12 protein-coding genes are annotated in these 14,966 nt (G+C 44.7%); 6 read left to right on the top strand and 6 right to left on the bottom strand.

Going from position 1 to position 14,966, the window contains the following annotated elements:
• The first annotated feature begins 88 nt into the window (after positions 1–88).
• The gene (locus JMX07_RS01870; protein WP_101206038.1) at positions 89–844 is read left to right on the top strand and encodes a TSUP family transporter; all 756 of its coding nucleotides are present in this window, start codon (positions 89–91) and stop codon (positions 842–844) included.
• 118 nt (positions 845–962) lie between these two features.
• Here JMX07_RS01870 and JMX07_RS01865 read toward each other — a convergent pair whose 3' ends face one another.
• The 3 genes from JMX07_RS01865 to radC all read right to left on the bottom strand — a co-directional run bounded on the left by JMX07_RS01865 (position 963) and on the right by radC (position 6,836).
• Positions 963–2,339 (bottom strand): dicarboxylate/amino acid:cation symporter, encoded by a 1,377-nt coding sequence (locus JMX07_RS01865; protein WP_057761609.1) that lies wholly within the window; start codon positions 2,337–2,339, stop codon positions 963–965.
• Positions 2,340–2,862: 523 nt separating this feature from the next.
• Positions 2,863–5,793 (bottom strand): acyl-CoA dehydrogenase, encoded by a 2,931-nt coding sequence (locus tag JMX07_RS01860; RefSeq protein WP_201605848.1) that lies wholly within the window; start codon positions 5,791–5,793, stop codon positions 2,863–2,865.
• A 359-nt stretch (positions 5,794–6,152) separates the two neighbouring features.
• A complete protein-coding gene (gene radC / locus JMX07_RS01855; RefSeq protein ID WP_201605847.1) occupies positions 6,153–6,836 on the bottom strand; it encodes a RadC family protein in 684 nt (227 codons plus the stop codon).
• 128 nt (positions 6,837–6,964) lie between these two features.
• Between radC and coaBC the strand changes: the two genes are divergently transcribed.
• Both coaBC and JMX07_RS01845 read left to right on the top strand, forming a co-directional pair.
• Positions 6,965–8,374, top strand: coding sequence for a bifunctional phosphopantothenoylcysteine decarboxylase/phosphopantothenate--cysteine ligase CoaBC (gene coaBC, locus JMX07_RS01850; protein WP_201605844.1), 1,410 nt, complete (start codon positions 6,965–6,967; stop codon positions 8,372–8,374).
• Positions 8,375–8,454: 80 nt separating this feature from the next.
• Positions 8,455–9,237 (top strand): sulfite exporter TauE/SafE family protein, encoded by a 783-nt coding sequence (locus tag JMX07_RS01845; protein WP_101206033.1) that lies wholly within the window; start codon positions 8,455–8,457, stop codon positions 9,235–9,237.
• 58 nt (positions 9,238–9,295) lie between these two features.
• On the opposite strand, the gene JMX07_RS01840 is transcribed toward JMX07_RS01845, so the two are convergent.
• The 3 genes from JMX07_RS01840 to JMX07_RS01830 form a co-directional block, all read right to left on the bottom strand.
• The gene (locus JMX07_RS01840; RefSeq protein ID WP_201605836.1) at positions 9,296–10,210 is read right to left on the bottom strand and encodes a histone deacetylase; all 915 of its coding nucleotides are present in this window, start codon (positions 10,208–10,210) and stop codon (positions 9,296–9,298) included.
• Positions 10,211–10,337: 127 nt separating this feature from the next.
• Positions 10,338–11,156: a YbjN domain-containing protein gene (locus JMX07_RS01835; protein WP_201605834.1), complete on the bottom strand. Its 819-nt coding sequence runs from the start codon at positions 11,154–11,156 to the stop codon at positions 10,338–10,340.
• 30 nt (positions 11,157–11,186) lie between these two features.
• Entirely contained in the window at positions 11,187–12,296 is a 1,110-nt protein-coding gene (locus JMX07_RS01830; RefSeq protein WP_227684587.1) for a hypothetical protein, read from the bottom strand.
• 146 nt (positions 12,297–12,442) lie between these two features.
• Here JMX07_RS01830 and ccmA point away from each other — a divergent pair, with 146 nt between their 5' ends.
• The 3 genes from ccmA (at position 12,443) to ccmC (ending at position 14,953) form a co-directional block, all read left to right on the top strand.
• Complete coding sequence (gene ccmA / locus JMX07_RS01825; RefSeq protein WP_201605831.1) at positions 12,443–13,072, top strand: heme ABC exporter ATP-binding protein CcmA; 630 nt, start codon at positions 12,443–12,445, stop codon at positions 13,070–13,072.
• Positions 13,073–13,207: 135 nt separating this feature from the next.
• A complete protein-coding gene (locus tag JMX07_RS01820) occupies positions 13,208–13,864 on the top strand; it encodes a heme exporter protein CcmB (RefSeq protein ID WP_201606124.1) in 657 nt (218 codons plus the stop codon).
• A 300-nt stretch (positions 13,865–14,164) separates the two neighbouring features.
• Complete coding sequence (ccmC, locus tag JMX07_RS01815; protein ID WP_057761594.1) at positions 14,165–14,953, top strand: heme ABC transporter permease CcmC; 789 nt, start codon at positions 14,165–14,167, stop codon at positions 14,951–14,953.
• The last annotated feature ends 13 nt before the right edge of the window (positions 14,954–14,966 follow it).

Genomic DNA, 14,966 nt, shown 5'->3' with positions numbered 1-14,966 from the left:
GGTAAGCTGTCAGCTTATCGATAATGATATTTTAGCCTTATCTCATAACTCCTTTTTCTCTTCTTATCATATTTTGCAGGTCAGTGTCATGGACTTAACTTTCTCGTTAGAGATTATTTTAATGCTTACTGCGGTGGCCGCATTGGCAGGATTTATTGATGCTATCGCTGGCGGCGGCGGGTTGTTGACCATCCCTGCCATGCTACTGGCCAACATCCCACCAGTATTGACGCTTGGTACGAATAAACTGCAAGCGGCATCAGGCGCACTAGCGGCGTCTATTACTATGATTAGAAAAGGAGTCGTCAAACCGCAACGAATCAAAGTAGCTATCATTGCCGCTTTTATTGGTTCCGTTATCGGTACCATCGCTGTACAGATGTCGCCACCTGACTTGCTTGAAAAGGTGATTCCGTTTTTAATCGCGGCTATCGGTATCTATACATTATTTGCCCCTAGATTAGGTGAAGTAGAGGCTGCACCGCGTATCTCAGAGAGTAAGTGGCAAAAAGTTGTGGCACCGTTGATTGGTTTTTATGATGGTTATATTGGTCCAGGTACTGGTATGTTTTTTGCGCTTGGCAATGTGGCATTACGTGGTCGTCAAATTATCGAAGCAACAGGCGCGGCTAAAGTGTTGAATTTATCGACCAATATTGGCTCGTTAATTTTCTTTATTTTGGGTGGTAACGTACTGTGGAAAGTGGGGCTAGCGATGATGGTTGGACAAACCATCGGCGCCTATTTTGGCTCGCATATGGTGGTCAAAGGCGGTAGCAAATTGATTCGTCCAGTGATTGTACTGGTCTGTCTGGCGATGTTGACCAAGTACGTGTTTGGCTAATTAGTTGTTGATAGAACCGTATCAACCATTATTATTTACTGGTTATTGATCATAAAAAAACCTCAGCCAACTTGACTGAGGTTTTTTATTTTATGCACTTCTATCTAGCAGGAGTGGGTTAGCGGCGACGATCGACATCATCGTATTCACTACCCATGATGCCATCACTAAAGACTTCAGAGAACTCACGCTCATTGTCTTCATCGATATGACCATCAAATACGTCTTTTGCACCAGCATTAGGATCGTTGTAAATAGCCAGATCCATTTTGCCTTCTGATTTTGCTACGATAGTAGTAACAGCAGCATCACCACCAACGTTTACAGCAGTACGTAACATATCAAGGATACGATCCACACCCAAGATTAGACCGATACCTTCGATTGGCAGACCCACTTGAGCAAATACCATAGACAGCATGATTAGACCAACACCAGGTACACCAGCCGTACCAACAGACGCCAGTACTGACATCAAGATGACGGTTAAGTATTCGGTTACACCCAAATCAATGCCGTAAATGTTGGCAATAAAGATGGTCGCAGTACCCTGCATGATAGCCGTACCATCCATATTGATGGTAGCACCAAAAGGAACAGTGAACGAGGCAACTGAGTTGTTTACACCCATACGCTTGGTAACCGTACGCAAGGTAATAGGAATCGTCGCGTTTGAGCTTGAGGTACTAAAAGCAAAGATCTGTACTTCACGCATTTTTGCCAAGAACGTCTTGATAGACAGGCCTGAAGATACTTTAAGTACAATCATCATGGTGACAAAGAAGTGGAAGGCCAATGAACCGACCAATACCGCGACATAACCCAGTAGTGACCAAATCAAGTCTAAACCTAGCTCTGCCATTGCTTTGGTCAATAGCGCAAATACACCATATGGTGCAAGGTTCATGATGATCGTGACCATCTTTAAGATGACTTCGTTGATTAGCTCTAGGCTCTGCACTAAGCCTTTGGCAGGTTTACCGACCATCAAGATACTGACGCCGATCAAAATAGCAAAGAAGATGATCGATAACATATCGCCATTTGCCATCGCGCTGATGGGGTTCGATGGGATAATGTTAGAGAATACATCAAGTAGAGGCGGCGCTGACGCAGCTTCAAACTCGGCTTCCGTTCCGATATTCATGCCTTTACCGATACCGAATAGCGAGCCAAGTCCAATCGCAGTCGCAATAGCGAGTGCAGTGGTTATCATATAAATAATGAACGTTTTGGTACCAATACGTCCAAGTAGGCGAATATCACCAATACCGCATACACCGCAAATCAGTGAGATAAGCACCAAAGGTACGACCAACATTTTTAGCGAGTTGACAAATAGTTTACCAACAATGGCAAGGAAGCCATTGGTGATGTAAGTGTTAACAAAGCCACCTTCGCCGTTCAATCCTGAGTAGTTTAGAAATAGGCCCAGTCCAATACCGAGCACCATGGCAACAATGATCTTGCCCGTCAGTCCTAAATTCTTCCACATAATTCATATCCTTTGTGTGCATAACAGCTTTATAGTAAGTGTTCATTAGCCAACATGATTGTACTTATCAGCCTTACTACAAAGCTTGTTATGACTATTAAGTTCCTGTGATTGTCGCTCGATGTCACATTTTCGTGGACAATATAAAAGAATAGCTAAGGGCACTGCAAGATTTTTTTCTGATTTTATTCTAAATGTATATTTCTCGTTACAACTATGTGCCCATAATATAGTCAATATTTATTCTAAACGGTTTGTTTCCCATATGAAACAAAATATTCATGAAAGAGTTTTTAGGGTAAGCAAATATGTCAAACTATTGATATTGAACCATTGATTTCAAGTTATCGAAATGCAAAGAAAAGAATAAGACTCATATGATTAATTAAGCTTAGAATTTCCAATAGACCTAAAAAAGCCAGACTATCGTTTATAGATAGTCTGGCTAATAAAAAATGAAACTCTTACTATAAATCTAATAATACTCAGTTTCTAATAGCAATATTAAAAACAGAATAGATTATTAAACCTTATCGTCTTCTTCGCGGGACAAAGGTGATTGGCGCTCTAAAGGTTTGATATCATTATCACTTGCTTCCGTATTTATCTCATCAGGTGGTGCAATATGACGATTGTGGTTATTGCCCATACGCTCGTTAAGATGTGACTCAGCATCACGATGTCGATGATCGAGTGCCTCTCTCTCAGGCTCTGACTCTTCAAAATCTGTCTGCGAATTTACTTCTTTGACAGTATCTTGCTCACTGACTAACTCTACATCGCCATCACTTTCATAACCATGATTAGGATTGGCATCGCCAGTATGGTCGTCTGTGTTTGCAGGTCTGTCTAGATCATTAATAGTTGGTTCGTTAGTGGCTAGCTCATCAACGGCAGCTGCATCGGTATCCACAGCGATACCATTTTTACTCTGCGCTTGTCTTTTTAGCTGTGCGTAATCAGTCAGTTGATGAACTGCATTTTCAAGCGCATGCGGATTGTCACGTTCTAGCGCTTCCGATAGATACTCGTCAAACGTATCGGTCAATAATGAATCAAAACGCATGGCATTATATTGAATCAGAACTTCTGCTTCTTCTTCAGTAATGCCGCCATTTTGACTGGCGTGTACCACATGGTCTTCAAAGGTTAGACCTTCAAAGCTGTCTTGATGCTCTGCCTTTTTGAACTTCTGCCACAATGGTTCGATTTCGACCAAGGTCTGATAAGCATGCTCCATACGACCAGTTACATCGTCTGCATCGGTGTTGTAATAAACCATGGTTTTAAGATAATCGCGGAATGGATTGGCTGCAAAATCATCCATGAAAGTATCACCCAATTGGCGTTTTAGCTCATCGCTTGCTGGGGTGAAGATACGTCCACTTGGGAAGGTCACAAAGCTGACCACATTGGCTGCCATACGATTCGGGAGGTTGGCAAAGAATGACACAAAGGCTTCTTGAATCGTGTACAAGCTGTTTTGTAGCGCAACTTCAGCATGTAAGCGCTCAGACTCTGATTTACTACCATGCTCATAGAATTGCAAAATAGCAGTCGCAATAAATAGATGACTATGAATATCTGCTAAGCGACCAGAGAGCATCTCTTTACGCTTTAAGTCCCCTGCTAGTAGTCCTAAGGCCATGTCAGCAGTTAGGGCAAAGCTCGCACTTAAACGGTTGACATGTTTGTAGTAGGGACGGGTAAAGGCGTCTGCGAAACTCGGGGCCTTATCGCTACCACCGATGTAACCTGCGACAAAGGCTTTTGCACCGCGGTTAAACGTGTAGCCCAAATGTTTGAAGAAAAGGGTATCAAATTTTTCAGTGGCCGCCGCTTTGTCTTCGCTTTGTAGTAACTGAAGCTCGTCGAATAAATAAGGATGACAACGCATCGCACCTTGGCCAAAGATCATGAGTGAGCGGGTCAAAATGTTGGCGCCTTCGACAGTGATAGAGACAGGAATCGCCTGATAAGGTGTCGCTAAGAAATTACGCGGACCCATTTGCACAGCACGACCACCGACCACATCCATACCGTCGTTGACGACGCTACGCATGGTTTCAGTCGCATAGTATTTTGCCATGGCCGTCATAACAGATGGCGTGCCACCTTGGTTTAATCCGCAAGTGACCAAATGACGGAACGCTTCTAACATATAAGTGTTACTCGCCATACGGCTAGTAGCGTCCTGTACACCTTCAAACTTACCTACGGATATCTTGAACTGTTCGCGAACTTTGGCGAATGCGCCGACAGATAGATAGGTCATTTCACTGGCTGATGTCGATAGAGCTGGTAGAGAAATACCACGTCCAACGCCCAAGCATTCCATCAGCATACGCCAGCCGCGACCAGCGTTTTCGACACCACCGATGATGTAATCTAATGGAATAAAGACGTCTTTACCATCGACTGTACCATTCATAAATGGTGAGCCGATTGGATTATGACGTGGCCCTGTTACGACACCTTCGTGGTTGGCTGGAACGAGGGCACAAGTAATACCGTAATCGGTCTTTTCAGGATTGCCAAGTAGACCTTCAGGATCGTGCATTTTAAATGCTAAGCCAACGACAGTAGCGACAGGTGCTAGGGTAATCCAGCGCTTAGAGAAGTTCATACGTAGGCCAAGCACTTGCTCGCCTTCGTGCATACCGTAGCAAACTACACCTGTATCAGGAATCGCGCCTGCATCAGAGCCGGCTTCAGGGCCAGTCAAACCAAAGCAAGGCACTTCATCACCTTTCGCAAGACCTGGCAACCAGCGCTGCTTTTGCTCGTCCGTACCATAATGCATCAGTAGCTCACCAGGGCCGAGCGAGTTGGGAACCATACAGGTCACAGCGGCAGTCGGCGAGCGCGAAGCGATTTTACTCATTACACGACTTTGCGCATAAGAGCTAAATTCTAAGCCGCCAAATTCTTTTGGAATGATTAAACCTAAGAAACCATTACTTTTGATAAATTGCCATGCTTCAGGTGATAGGTCTTTATCTTTATGCTGAATTTGCCATTCATCAAGCATGGCACATAAGGTTTCTACTTCATTATCGATGAAACTCTGCTCTTCTTCTGAGAGCTGCGGATAAGGATAATTGGCAAAGGTATCCCAATTCGGCGCACCCATAAACAGCTCTTTTTCCCACCAACTAGTACCCGCATCAAGTGCTTCACGCTCCGTATCACTCATACTCGGCATCGCACCGCCCAGCGCCTTATAAACAGGTTTAGTGATTAACGATTGGCGAAGCGGTGCAATGAGTAAGACCAAGCACAGTAATGCCATTGGTATACCCAAAATGAGCGACCATGGGCTGATAATTGCGGTAACGATAACCGTAATCAGGGCGACGATGCTACCGGTGACCCGTGATAAGGACAACAAAAAGATGGCCAAGACCACGGCTAACTGAATGATGACTGCCAAAATAAACAAGCCAATTGCCATGACTATCTCCTTTAAAGCGCTGAATAAGAAATGCGAAAAGTACGTAAGTGAATAAGCTAACTATAATTATTTTTCGTCTTGCCACTCACTGTCTTATAAATATATTGAATGATTTGTTAATCTTTAAATGCTCGGTTCTACGACGTTCTACAGCTTTTAAATACTAGTATTAATGGTCTAGTAAGTAATTGACAAATAAATGACAAGAATGGCTACTAATATGAAACAGTTGTCGATAACTATCAAGAGCCAAAATGCTACGCTCTGTCGATGATATGTATCAAACATAATTGTTTGCAGGTTCATCATATGTCTAGTTGGAACACGTAGCTAGCCATTATCGAAAACTAGCCAAAGAGCTAACCAAAAGGGGAAAGGCAGCTTTCGGCATAAGACAAAGTGTCGTTACGTCCGACGATAATGTGATCGACAAGCGAGATATCTAACAGGTCACAGGCTTTTTTTAGCTCATAGGTCAGTAAGTTATCTGCCGTTGATGGCTTGGCATCGGTATGAGGATGATTATGCGCGATGATAAGTTGGCTAGCAGCGTGGCTTAGCGCATGCCGCAGTACGTGCTTGATACAGACAGAACATGATGAGATACCACCAGTAAATAATATCTCAAAGTCTAAAAGGTTGAGGGCATTATCCAGACAGAGTACCGCAAATACTTCACGATGCTCACCGCGCAACTGAGTGCTGATATAGTCTTTGACTGCTTGGGAGCGGCCGAGTGCTTGCCCGGTTTTGAGTTGGCTGTCCAGATAGCGCGTACCCATCTCAAGTGAGGCTAATATTTGGGCGTATTTTGCAGGGCCAATACCATGGCAGGCAAGAACCGTCTTCTGAGGGGCGGCTAATAGTTCGGCTAAGCTACCAAACTGATCAATCAAATGTCGTGCTAATTCAATCGCTGATTGAGACTGAGTACCCGTGCGCAAAAATATGGCCAGTATCTCGGCATCAGACAAATGAGCTGCACCAAATTTTAAAAGTTTTTCGCGTGGCCTGTCATCCTCATGCCAGTCTTTGATCGCCATTGTCACTCCTTGAAAATGGGTGGATACTCGTTATCTGAGATAGATACGGAAAATCTTACCCAATTTATCTCATAATTGTTACTATAAGCGCAATTTTATCTTTTCACTTTTTTGTTGATGCCACGCTTATGTCCAATATTGTGCTTGCTATTACTGGCGGTATCGCCGCTTATAAATCTGCTATATTTGCCCGCTTGTTAGTCAAGGCAGGCTTTGATGTGCGCGTTATCATGACGACGGGTGCACAAGCATTTATCACACCGCTGACGCTACAAGCGTTGACGGGTAACGAGGTGCATGTCTCGTTGCTCGATGAGCAAGCCGAGGCAGGCATGGGACATATTGAGCTGGCCAAGTGGGCCGACTTAATCGTGATTGCACCTGCTTCAGCCAACACGCTTGCACGTCTGGCCATGGGTATGGCTGATGATTTATTGACCACAGTGTGTCTTGCCACTACTGCGCCTGTCATTATTGCGCCTGCAATGAATCAGCAGATGTGGGCACATCCAGCAGTCAACCTAAATGTGCAAACATTGCGCGATATGAATTATCAAATTATCCAGCCAGCTAGCGGTGAGCAAGCGTGCGGTGATGTCGGAGCAGGGCGATTGCCTGAGCCTGAACAGTTATTGGATGAGGTGTTGCTGTTCATAGCGATGAATACGACGCCACAATTACTGGCGGGTAAAAGAGTAGTTATTACTGCAGGTCCAACAGTAGAAGCGATCGACCCTGTGCGTTATTTGTCTAATCACTCTTCAGGAAAAATGGGCTTTGCATTGGCCCGTGCCTGTGTGGCTGCTGGCGCAGACGTTGTCTTAATCGCTGGTGGTAAAGTGGCATTGCCCACGCCGCTCAATGTCACACGAATCGATGTACTGTCTGCCGAAGATATGCTGGTAGCCGCACAGCAATGTGTGGAAGGTACGCATAGCGAGCTTCAATTAGTCTTTGAAGATGAGCATGACCATTCTCATGAGCACGATCACTCTCACAACCATTCTCACGAGCATCATCATGGCGACTGTGGTTGCGGTGATGACGATGTAAGCGACCATAACCATAATGACAATCACGACTCGTTACAGTCTGATGATGACAACCAATTTGTAAAAGCAGATATTTTTATCGCGACCGCAGCAGTGGCAGATTATCGTACGGAAGAAGCTGCACCGCAAAAAATTAAAAAGACACAAGATGCCATGACGCTCAGTCTGGTTAAAAACCCTGATATTCTAGCGACGATTTCTCTTGCGCATCCAGAGCTATTTGTCGTCGGCTTTGCCGCAGAGACGCAAGATGTCGAGCGTTATGCCCGTGGTAAGTTGGTCGCAAAAGATTTGGATATGATTGCTTGCAATGATGTCTCACGCGCAGATATCGGTTTTGCTAGTGATGACAATGCGATGCAGGTGTTTTTCTCTGAGCGCTATGAGCGTGACGCGGTAACACTTGAGAAGACCAGTAAGGATAAAATTGCTGAGCAACTGGCTAGCATCATCGGTCAAGCAATCGGTCAACGTAAAGATAGTTAGAGCTACAGGCGCTAAATCTGATAGCTAGCATGTAGATAGTGTGTAGATACAGACGCTGAGCCTAAAATGGTGTGACCGATATGATGAATATAGCTGGTAACGATAGCACTCAAATGCTAGTGCTGACGATCATTTTTGCGCTTGCTTCACTGCTGCATGGTATTAGCGGACTTGGCGCAACGCTAGTGACGACCACTGCGCTTGCTAGTATGTACCCATTGCAACACGCCATTGTGTTAGTGATTTTCCCCTCGCTAGTCGTTAATGTGATGACCTGGCTAGTAGGTGGTGAGCGCACCATTTGGCAAAACTTTATCTACTACGGTAGACGCTATTGGTTGCTTGCGCTTACCAGCTTACTAGGTAGTATTTTAGGTGCGAAACTCTTGCTATGGGTCGATAGCGCTTATATTCTCTTATTGTTGGCCGCGGTCATTGCCTTCTACGTTGTGAGTAGTTTACTTGGTAAGCAAATCCGTCTACCAAACACCAAGCCTATGTTAATTGCCGTTGGTTTTGGTGCAGGCGTGATTGGCGGCTCGACCAATGCAATGTCGACCATCCTGATGATGTATTTGTTGTCTGCCAGTGACGATAAAAATACCATCGCCAAAGTCGGTAACATGTGCTATTTCTTAGGAAAGATTGCCCAAATTATCGTGTTGCGTGAGCCTATCATGGCACTGAGCAGTGGTGAGTGGCAGCTGATTACTTTTTTGAGTGTGTTATCTATAGTGACTCTTTTGGTTGGAATCCGTTTGCGTCGCTATTTACCGCAAGCGCGTTTTCGTCAGCTTATTTTATTGATTTTAATCGTGCTTGGAATACGCGTTGGTTGGCAAGGCATTACGGCATTGTTATAACTAGAGCATATGAGCCATTCCAACTCTGGAATCGTCTTCACCTTTCAGCGATATGTTATTAGACCAATTCTTCAAAAAATATCTGCTGTGCTAAACGAAAGGTATTACAATGCGCTTCGATCACATCTTCGATATCTTCTGAATAGCCGCCACCCATCACGATAGCGACAGGGATATTGGCGGCTTTTGCTTGCTGCAGAACATATTCATCACGCGCCTTGCATCCTGCTTGTGTTAAGCCAAGTTTGCCGAGCTTATCAGTAGCGAGCACGTCGACAGCAGACTGATAAAAAATCATATCTGGCGCAACCTCAGCGATTAAGCGTGGTAGCGTGTCTTCTAATATCTGTAAATACTCAGCATCGCCGGTATCATTGTCTAGCTCAATATCTAAGTCTGATACTTGCTTACGAAACGGATAGTTCTTTGCACCGTGCATGCTAAAGACAAAAACGCGTGGCTCATCTGCCATGATACTGGCGTTGCCATTGCCTTGATGAACGTCCAAATCGATAACTAAAATCTTCTTTGCCTGTCCACGATTTAGTAGTAAGTTGCTAGCGATACAAACATCATTGAAGACACAAAACCCTTCTCCATGACTAGCAAAAGAGTGATGGGTGCCGCCTGCAACATTCATAGCCACGCCATATTGCTGAGCATATAGCGCGCACTCATACGTTGCATGGGCAATATAACGACCGCGCTCGACCAACTGCGGGGTCATCTCAAATCCGATAGCGCGAGCAGCCTTGCGCGGCAGTGTTTGATTTTTAAGCTGATACCAGTATTCTGCAGTATGCGTGGTCAAAATCTCATCTTCGCTCAAGCGAGCAGGGGCAAAGAAGTTATCTTGGCTGATCGTTCCTTCTGCCAGCAAACGCTCAGGAATCATAATGTACTTTTGCATGGGGAAGCGGTGCTTTTCTGGCACGGAATATCGAAAGACGTCAGAGTAGGCAATTTTTAGCATAAGATTTCTAGCTTAATATTGATGGTTTTTAGATAGAAAAATAAAGAGATAAGTATCCGCTATCGTAGATTATGGCTTGACTGAAAAACCAGTTTATCGAATGAACTTAATTATCGAACGGATTGAACTATTGAACAAACTGAGTTGGTAAAAAGAACGTGCGCGCGTTTGACTGTTGACGTAGCTCGACAAGTAGCGTTTGCATGTCTTCAGCAGGGTCTTGATTATTAACCAAGTTGCCAAAAAGCTCGTTGGCGACCGTAGTCATCGCAACCACACTTTGCAATAAATGCTCAATGATCTCATTGTCGATCCCAACTGCTTCGACATCGATAGCGTTTTTGTAGCGTATTTCGCCATCGTTGACATCCATCTCTAGATTGCCGATTAGCATGTCATAGTTGATTTGGGTAATAAGTAGCATCGCGGCACTTTGATGACTTTCTGGTATCAGAAATGGCAGAATGCCATAAACTGCCAGCAGCTTATTTTTTTCTTGCACCCGAAACAGATAGCCACAGTTTATTTGCTTATGACGCATTCTTAAGGATAAATGATGTGATTTTTGGCTGTCGTTGGTTTTGGGTCGATAGTGCGTGTAGTGCCACTGCTTGTCATTGAAGTATTGTTTTAAGCAGTCGACGATAGGCGTGTCACTTTGGTTTTGAGATTCTGCATTTGCGCTCTCGGTTTTTAAGTTATCGGTTTTAAGTTGAGATGTATTTGCTTGCGCTTGATTGCTATCCTGTTCGCTGCCCTGATTCGTCTCTAACTCATGAGAGATATCAGGAATATCAGCTGATATATTTTTTGTATTATTAACCTCGCTGTCAGCAAGTGATGCAGGCCTTTGCTCGCTTGCAGCATCGACGACTGACTGCGGTGCGGAAGCAGTCAGTAACCGTTTTATTTTTTGCCACAAGCTGAGTTTATTGCATTGACTCATAATAGTATGTTGACAAGTAAGGGTTATAAATTAATCGTGACCGTGCGCCAAACCTTCTTTGATAGCAGGCTGTGCATAGAACGCTGCTAGCATTTCACGAATATGAGCCGTCAACCAAGGCGTCTCAAGAGCATCGTACACGATAGGCAGTAGGGTAGTGCTACATTGCTTCATGGCCGCTTCATCAATGTGCAAACTTGCCGCGATGGTCGCCATCGTGTCAGACTGATGATTGGCATACCAAGTGTCAATGCTTGCCGAGACTAAGCTGTGCAGATACGGTGACAGTCGCAGGCGGTCATAGCTTTGTTGGATGCTGGCTTCGATATGGTCAATGCTACTATTACCGGGTTCATCGCTTAAGTAGGTTTGTATCTCGCTGATCGGTTGGTCCTTGATGCGATCCCAGCCCATGACCATCAGACGCGCCACTTCTTCGTTTGATAAGTGTTCTTGTGCATTGGCTTCGGCTTTGCGCGTCAAATCTTTGATATTGCGATGCAGGTACGTTTGCAGTTTTTCATCGAGGTTTCTGTTGGTCGCCTTTTCAAAAGAGCTGCGTCCAAGCTTCATCAATTTACCAACGCCACCTGCTTTATCGAGTGTGCTTTCCATAAAGTCGTTGATAGCGTGATAGAGTGTTTGGGTCAATAAATCTGCAAAGGTTTCGTTACCGACCAGCGTATGAATCAATATGTTGCGCTGCTGCTCATGGCTACCGATATAGTTGGCCAGCGTTTCAACTTGGGTATCATCGACCAGCTCAGACAAAGGCACGTTGTCATTGACTGGATGATAAATAATGGTATGCAAAATATCACGGATATCGGTACGCATCACCTCAGTCATCGGCTGATTTAACAGCCAGTCTTTCATCAGCTGCTGTAAATGATCACAGGTGATATATTTGTTTAAAGGCTGCGCACCAAACCATTGCCAAGCTTCCATCGCTAGTGGCTCAGCTTGATTGTGCAACCACTGCTGCATAAAGTTGACTTGAGCATCGATCAAACTATCTACTGTTAAATGGCTGGCTGTTGGCTCTTTTGACAATTTGGTGTCTGCGTTGTCATTGTTAGTTTCTGCAGCAGTATTAGGCTTTTGGCTATCTTGTGAAGTCGGCATAGATTTTGAAGTCATATTTTGAGGTCGTATTTTTTGAAGTCAGAGTAATCGACAATTTGTTATACTGTGTGTTTGTAGCGAGCATAGGGTATTATGCCACGAACATTGCCTTTATTTGTGATGAATATTGACTGCTGCTTGATAAATAACCAGAGGTTTTGATGACGTTTTTGGGTACGCCTTTACTTGCACTTGATGAGCTGACGGTTCAGCGCGGTGAGATACCGCTGTGCGAAGGAGTTGCGTTGCAGCTATCTACGGGTAGTATTTGCCATCTAATCGGGGCAAATGGGACGGGAAAGACCACGTTACTCATGCAGTTAGCTGGATTGTTACCTGTTTTGTCAGGTCAAGTTACTTATCAAGGACAGTCGAGTCTGCCAGTTCAGCCTTTATATGTCTCGCACCAGTTAGGCATTCATCCGAATCTGACAGTGGCACAAAACCTGACGTTTCTACTGAACTTATATGGTATTACTCCAAGCGCTGCTGATATTGACGATGCACTCACATGGGTTGGGCTACAAGGGTTTGAAACGATCAGCTCAAGTCATTTGTCCGCTGGGCAAACGCGGCGCATCACGCTGGCACGATTGTACTTGTTAACTCCTGACGTGACACCGCTCTGGTTACTTGATGAGCCTTTCACGGCGCTGGATGTCGATATGGTGGCACGTATGGAAGAGCGGTTATGCGAATTTGCACAGGCTGGCGGGTCGATACTAATGACCAGCCATCAGGCAGTCGGTGTCGCCAATCAGGTGCTCGATTTGTCAGATTATATGGTATAAGTTTGATTGCTATCAGTACCATCAGTATATGTGCAAGGACAAATAATGACAGACAGCCCAATACAAGTAGGATCAGTAGCAGCCATGAATAAAAGTCCAAATGCTATTGTCGTAGCACCTCGCAGTATTGGGTTTATGCAGCTGTGGCGACGCGAATGGCAAGTCAAGCAGCAAGGAGCGGTACAATGGTTGTATCCATTAGTACTATTCTTAGTGATTATTACTTTGTTTCCGTTGGCAGTGGGTAGTGAGCCTGCGCTATTGCAGCGTCTGGGCGTATCAGCCGTGTGGATTGCTGCGTTGCTGTCACTGGTAATGGGCGTTGATGGATTATTTAAGCCTGCGCTTGATAATGGTACGCTTGCGCAATTGGTCGTGGCCAAAGCGTCACTACCGTTATGGGTGCTGATTAGACTGGTCATTCATTGGATTTTTAGCAGTGGTATTGTGGCGGCGCTTAGTTTGCTTGCCGTGCCGTTATTTCAGCTTAGTTGGTTTGAAGCGTGGATATTGATGGCTTCTATCGTGACAGGTAGTCCAATGCTCCTAATGCTATCAGCAGTAGCCAGTAGTTTGACGCTATCATTGAAGAATGGCGCAGTATTAGTTCCTTTGATTGCTTTACCAATGCAGTTGCCAGTATTGATTTTTGCTACAGGTGCGGTTGATTTATTTGCTTCTGGGCTGAACGGTTTGCCTATTCTAGCCTTATTACTAGCAGGAAGTATTATTTCTGTCTTAGTCATGCCATGGGTGATTGCTACCACTTTAAAAATGTCATGGCTTAATTAAATGATTTGCGTTTTGTAATCCTAAAGTCCAGATTTCGAAATTTGATTATCTAAACCTAGCAATATAAATCTAGTTATCTGAACCTAGCCATCTAAGCCTAGCCATCGAAAACTAGTTATCTACATCACATGTATTAACACCGTGGTGAAAACTGGCAATTTTGCTATAATAGTCAACTGAATACGTAAACAGCTCTTTGTAGATTCTATCCAGTGTTTAACGCCAGCAGGTGAGTTGATAGTGGTGCTTTTATAGACCACATCATTTATCGCCAGTAAGCTGTGTAATAGGTTTCTTCCCATGCCCAACCTGAATAACGTCTCATCCCCTAGCTTGTGGCAGCGCATTTGGCAGGGTTTCTTGACCACTGTGGGTACCAAGCAGTTTTTTCGTATCTTTAGCCCTTGGGTCAAGTGGTTAGCGATACTAGCCAGTCTCTGTTTGCTCATTGGTAGCGTATGGGGCCTTGCTTTTGCGCCGCCTGATTATCTTCAGGGCAATAGCTATCGCATTATCTTTATCCATGTGCCAGCGGCCAGTCTTGCCATTTCTATCTATTTTTCCCTTGCAGTTCTGGGAGTGATTTATTTGGTATGGAAGATTAAGACGGCCAGTTTGGTCGCGCAGGCACTTGCCCCGATGGGGTTTTTGCTGTGTGTCATCAGTCTGCTTACAGGCTCTATCTGGGCAAAGCCAACATGGGGTACTTACTGGGTATGGGACGCACGCCTTACGTCAATGCTGATATTGGCGTTTCTATACGCGGGCGTGATGGCACTGTTTGCCGCTTTTGAGCATACGGCCAATCGTGGTAAAGCGGCTGCTATTTTATCTATCGTGGGCGCAGTGAACCTGCCTATTATCAAGTACTCAGTAGAGTGGTGGAATACCTTGCATCAAGGCGCGACCTTTAGTTTGACCGCCGCACCAAAGATGTCGGCAGATATGTGGATGCCATTGTTACTGATGATTATCGGCAGCTATTTACTGGTTGCGACATTAGCGATTTATCGTACCAACACGCTGATTCTATACCGTGATCAAGGCAAAGCGTGGGTTAAAGAATACATTCGTGGTCAACACAAATAACGGCTAGGAAAAT

Source organism: Psychrobacter immobilis, assembly GCF_904846235.1.
GTDB classification, from domain to species: Bacteria; Pseudomonadota; Gammaproteobacteria; order Pseudomonadales; family Moraxellaceae; genus Psychrobacter; species Psychrobacter immobilis_C.
The sequence above is the reverse complement of the archived record's forward strand: the minus strand, read 5'-3'. Positions and strand labels throughout refer to the sequence as shown.